The sequence below is a fragment of the Mycobacterium kyogaense genome (assembly GCF_003254575.1).
In the GTDB taxonomy this organism is placed as follows: Bacteria; Actinomycetota; Actinomycetes; order Mycobacteriales; family Mycobacteriaceae; genus Mycobacterium; species Mycobacterium kyogaense.
This window is the reverse complement of the sequence record NZ_QJUA01000087.1, coordinates 1-4672: the sequence shown is the minus strand read 5'-3', so window position 1 is coordinate 4672 and position 4672 is coordinate 1. Positions and strand designations below refer to the sequence as shown.

5 protein-coding genes are annotated in these 4672 nt (G+C 69.2%); 4 read left to right on the top strand and 1 reads right to left on the bottom strand.

The window, feature by feature from the left end; all coding sequences use genetic code 11:
• Positions 1-471 (top strand): envelope integrity protein Cei (gene cei, locus DMB80_RS27580; protein WP_111512736.1); only part of this gene is annotated, 471 nt, incomplete at its 5' end.
• Positions 472-473: 2 nt separating this feature from the next.
• On the opposite strand, the gene DMB80_RS27575 is transcribed toward cei, so the two are convergent.
• Positions 474-1334: an inositol monophosphatase family protein gene (locus tag DMB80_RS27575; protein WP_205538983.1), complete on the bottom strand. Its 861-nt coding sequence runs from the start codon at positions 1332-1334 to the stop codon at positions 474-476.
• 125 nt (positions 1335-1459) lie between these two features.
• Between DMB80_RS27575 and ppgK the strand changes: the two genes are divergently transcribed.
• The 3 genes from ppgK to DMB80_RS27560 all read left to right on the top strand — a co-directional run.
• Complete coding sequence (ppgK, locus tag DMB80_RS27570) at positions 1460-2263, top strand: polyphosphate--glucose phosphotransferase (protein ID WP_046366507.1); 804 nt, start codon at positions 1460-1462, stop codon at positions 2261-2263.
• 197 nt (positions 2264-2460) lie between these two features.
• Complete coding sequence (locus tag DMB80_RS27565) at positions 2461-3912, top strand: RNA polymerase sigma factor (RefSeq protein ID WP_111512735.1); 1452 nt, start codon at positions 2461-2463, stop codon at positions 3910-3912.
• A 57-nt stretch (positions 3913-3969) separates the two neighbouring features.
• Positions 3970-4672: acetylserotonin O-methyltransferase (locus tag DMB80_RS27560; protein WP_240431419.1), on the top strand; the 703-nt coding region annotated here is incomplete at its 3' end.

Below are 4672 nucleotides of genomic sequence, written 5' to 3'. Positions count from 1 at the left end.
CCCGCCGACCCCAACGCGCCCACCCCGACGCTCGGGGAGCAGGTGTCCCGCTCGACGATGACGGACGTCACCCCCGCCAAACTCGCCGACACACGGATCAAGGTCCTCAACGCGAGCGGTCAGGGCGGTCAGGCGGCCGAAGTGGCCGGCGCCCTGCGTGATCTCGGCTTCACCGAACCCGAGGCCGCCAACGACCCCGTCTACGCCAACGGCCGCCTGCAGTGCCAGGGCCAGATCCGGTTCGGCCCCGCCGGCCGTGCCGCCGCGGCGTCGGTGTGGCTGGTCGCGCCGTGCACTGAGCTGTTCCAGGATCAGCGCCAGGACGACACCGTCGATCTGGCGATCGGAACCGACTTCACCGAACTCGCCCACAGCGACGACATCGACGCGGTGCTGGCCAGCCTCATGCCCGACGCGACCGCTCCCGCGGATCCGTCGCTGCTGACCAAGATCCACACGCAGACCTGCTGACCTCAGCGGTCCCCGTCGCTGTCGAGGTCCACTCCACAGCGGCGCAGGACGTCGTCGAACTCACCGGCCACCCCGGGTGCGGCCGCCACCATCAGTCCGGCACCCACCCCCGTCGGCGCCCGCACCACCGCGCCCGCCTCCGCGGCGATCAATGCCCCGGCCGCCCAATCCCACAGGTGCACGCCGTCTTCGAAGTAGGCGTCGAGCCGGCCCGCGGCCACCATGCACAGGTCCAGGGCGCAGGAGCCGATCCGCCGCAGGTCCCGGATCTCCGGCAGCAGCGCGGCCACCACGGCACCTTGGCGCCGGCGATCCTCGGGCTGATACGAGAACCCGGTGCCCACCAACGCCATCGGCAACGACGACACCCCACTGCAGTGCAGCCGCGTGGTCTGCCCCGCCCGCACCACCCACGCTCCGTGGCCCGCCGCGGCGGCGTAGACGGCGCCGTGCGCGACGTCGGCGACTGCTCCGGCGACTGACACCCCACCGCGTTGCACGCCGATCGACACCGCGAATGCCTCGATGCCGTAGACGAAGTTCACCGTGCCGTCGATCGGGTCGAGCACCCACGTCAGGCGATCATCGTGTCTGCCGTCGGGTCCCCCCTCTTCCTCTCCCAGGATCGGCTCACCCGGGCGCAGCTGCGCAAGCCGCTCCCGCAGCAGACGCTCGGTCTCGGTGTCGACGATGGTGACCGGGTCGGTGGGCGTGCTCTTGGACCGGATCGCGGCATCTGCGTCGGCCTGACTGGCCTGGTCGAACACCTCGGCGCGGCGCCGCAGGACGAACGCCGCGGCTTCTTCGGCGAGCCGCTGGGCGACTGCTGCGACGGCCAGTGGCTCGGTGTCGATTTCGCTCACACCGACCATCGCAGCACACCGGCGCGCGCGACGGCGGCTCGGGATGGGCGAGTGCCGCCCACCGCGATTGGCCAGCCGATAGGGTGGGCAGCACCGTGGCCGCCCACCTGCGCAGAGGAGCTTGCATGACTGCCACCGACTCACCTGCCGTCGCATCCGAAAGCGGCTCGCAGCGCCGCGGATTGGGCATCGATGTCGGCGGAAGCGGCGTCAAGGGCGGCATCGTCGACCTCGAGACCGGGACCCTGATCGGTGAGCGCTTCAAGCTGCTCACCCCGCAGCCGGCCACCCCCGACGCCGTCGCCGCCACCATCGCCGAGGTGGTCAAGCACTTCAACTGGGAGGGGTCGCTGGGCGTCACCTATCCCGGCGTGGTGTCCGACGGGATCGTGCGGACCGCGGCCAACGTCGACAAGTCCTGGATCGGCGCGAATGCGCGCGAGGTGATCAGCGGGGCGCTGGGCGGTCAGCCGGTGACCGTGCTCAACGACGCCGATGCCGCCGGGCTCGCCGAGGAGAAGTTCGGGGCCGGTCGCGGCCACACCGGGGTGATCGTGCTGCTGACGTTCGGCACCGGCATCGGTTCAGCGGTGATCCACAACGGCGCGCTGCTGCCGAACACCGAGTTCGGCCATCTGGAAGTGGGCGGCAAGGAAGCCGAACACCGCGCCGCGAGCTCGGTCAAAGAGCGCAAGGACTGGAGCTACGAACGCTGGACCAAGGAGGTCACCACGGTGTTGGTGGCCATCGAGAACGCGATCTGGCCGGACCTCTTCATCGCCGGCGGCGGCATCAGCCGCAAGGCGGACAAATGGATCCCGCTGTTGGAGAACCGCACCCCGGTCGTCGCCGCGGCGCTGCAGAACAGCGCAGGAATCGTCGGCGCCGCGATGGCTGCCGAGGTCGACGTCACGGCTACTCACAAGTAACCAGCGCGGCGCGCGCGTCAAATTTGCCGCTCGGCACGGTGCGCACCCACACTGTCGTTACAATGGTCGACGGCGGCCGCCTACACCGAGAGCGGCGGAGCATCCTCACTAGAGATCGTCGCCGACATTCGACATAGCCGACACTTTTCGGTTGCGCATCCGCGCGCGCCGAAACCCGCACGATTGGAAGGGTGTACGTGGCAGCGATCAAGGCAAGCCCGGCAACCGATGAGCCGGTGAAGCGCACCGCCGCCAAGACTCCCGCGAAGAAGGCGCCCGCGAAGAAAGCGGTCAAGAGCACGCCGGCCAAGGCCGCCAAGCGCACGGCCAAGGCCGCCGACGCTCCCGCCGGACGCGGTCGAGCCAAGAAGGCGGGCGACGCCGCCGACACGGATCTGAACGCCGAGGAGCTGGACTCCAACGACGACCTCGACGCCGAGCCCGGCGAGGACATCGACGTCGAGGACGGCGATCTCGAACTCGACGACATCGACGTCGACGAGGACAGCGCCGGCGACGACGCCGAGGACAGCGATGACGAGGGCGAGACCCCCGCGGCTGCCACCGAGGCCCCAGCGGCAGCCGGCAAGGCCGCCGCTGCAGGCAAGGACGGCGCCGACGACGACATCGCCGAGCCGTCGGAGAAGGACAAGGCGTCCGGCGACTTCGTCTGGGACGAAGAAGAATCCGAGGCGCTTCGGCAGGCCCGCAAGGACGCCGAGCTCACCGCCTCCGCCGACTCGGTGCGCGCCTACCTCAAGCAGATCGGCAAAGTGGCGCTGCTCAACGCCGAGGAAGAGGTCGAGCTGGCCAAGCGCATCGAGGCCGGCCTGTACGCCACGCAGCTCATGGCGGAGCTGACCGAGAAGGGCGAGAAGCTTCCCGCCGCGCAGCGCCGCGACATGATGTGGATCTGCCGCGACGGCGATCGGGCGAAGAATCACCTGCTGGAAGCCAACCTGCGTCTCGTCGTGTCGCTGGCCAAGCGCTACACCGGCCGCGGCATGGCGTTCCTCGACCTGATCCAGGAGGGCAACCTCGGCCTGATCCGCGCGGTCGAGAAGTTCGACTACACCAAGGGTTACAAGTTCTCGACCTACGCCACCTGGTGGATCCGGCAGGCGATCACGCGCGCGATGGCCGATCAGGCACGCACCATCCGCATCCCCGTGCACATGGTCGAGGTCATCAACAAGCTCGGCCGCATCCAGCGCGAGTTGCTGCAGGACCTGGGTCGTGAGCCCACTCCTGAAGAGCTCGCCAAGGAAATGGACATCACGCCGGAGAAGGTGCTGGAGATCCAGCAGTACGCGCGTGAGCCCATTTCGCTCGATCAGACCATCGGCGACGAGGGCGACAGCCAGCTCGGCGACTTCATCGAAGACAGCGAGGCTGTCGTGGCCGTGGACGCCGTGTCGTTCACGCTGCTGCAGGACCAGCTCCAGTCGGTGCTCGAGACGCTCTCGGAGCGCGAGGCCGGTGTGGTGCGGTTGCGCTTCGGGCTCACCGACGGCCAGCCGCGCACTCTCGACGAGATCGGCCAGGTGTACGGGGTCACCCGCGAGCGCATCCGGCAGATCGAGAGCAAGACGATGTCGAAGTTGCGCCACCCCAGCCGTTCGCAGGTTCTGCGCGACTACCTGGACTAGTTCGCGCCAAGCGTCGTCCAAGGATTGTTCAAGGCGGTCCGCTTACGGTCTACGACCATGGGACGAACTCTTCCGCCGGTGGCGGTGATCCGGGCTGTCGATCGGGTGCGCGCGACGTTGGCGCAGTGGCACCGTCGCACCGCCCCGGGCAACGTGGCACTGCTCGAACTCGCCACGGGGGCGTGGACCACGCAGGTGCTCTACGTCGCGGCGAAGTTGGGTATCGCCGACGAATTGGCCGGCGGCCCCCGGCATTCCGCCGACGTCGCGAAGGCGGTGGGAGCCCATCCCGATGCCGTGCACCGGCTCATGCGCGCGCTGACCAGTCGCGGCGCACTGCGCGAGCGACGCGACGGACGCTTCGCGCTGACGGCGGTGGGTCAGGCGCTGCGCGCCGACACTCCCGCATCGATGCGCGACATGGTGCTCTTCATCGGACACCCCGCGCGATGGGCGGACTGGGGCAGCCTGGACTACTCGGTGCGCACCGGCGAGCCGGCCGCCGACATGCTGCGCGGGATGCCGTTCTTCGACTATCTCGACACCGATCCCGAGTTCGCCGAGGTGTTCAACAACGCCATGACCGCCGCCAGCGGATTGTCGAATGAGGTTGCGCTGCAAGCGTATGACTTCAGCGGCTGCCGGCTCGCCGTCGATGTCGGCGGGGGCCACGGGGCGGTACTGGCGACCATTCTGCAGAGTGCGCCGCAGGCGCGCGGAGTGCTGTTCGATCTCCCCGCAGTGGTCGAGGGGGCGGGGC